We start from the raw sequence: 479 nt of genomic DNA, 5'->3' as shown, positions 1-479 counted from the left end.
GACCCCCTGACTGAGGACAGCAGCCGTGGTTGCCGTCCCCGGCAGATAGCCCTCATTTTGGCGGCGCGAGGCGGATTGACGGGCGGAATAGGCCGGGTTGCCGGGTGAACCGTTGCCGCCCGATGAATCCCGGCGACCCGAGGCACGCCCACTGCGCCCCAAATTGATCACACCGGGGAATTTGAGATCCAGTAAATCCCCGATGCCCCCGGTGCGCACATCCAGAATGGATTGCAGGTCGTGGACAAATGCCCGGGGATAATTCAGGTAATCAATCCCCTGGCTGATCACGCCAGCCAACTCACCGCGCATGAGGGTCAGGGTGTTTAACATACCGGACAGGGCCGCCTTGCCTTTGGCGAGATAGCGCATGTTGTTATGCACCGGTGCCATGACCTGATCAAACAAATCTGACGCACGCTCAGTCAGCCCGGTGATATGGTCAAACAGGCGGTCACCCAACTGCTCCGGGTGTGCCG

1 protein-coding gene is annotated in these 479 nt (G+C 60.5%); it reads right to left on the bottom strand.

Going from position 1 to position 479, the window contains the following annotated elements:
* Positions 1-462: hypothetical protein (locus AAY47_RS22175; protein ID WP_160300225.1), on the bottom strand; the 462-nt coding region annotated here is incomplete at its 3' end.
* Positions 463-479 lie beyond the last annotated feature (17 nt).

Source organism: Xenorhabdus griffiniae (assembly GCF_001028135.1).
Classification (GTDB): Bacteria; Pseudomonadota; Gammaproteobacteria; order Enterobacterales; family Enterobacteriaceae; genus Xenorhabdus; species Xenorhabdus bakwenae.
This window is presented reverse-complemented; position numbering and strand designations above follow the sequence as displayed.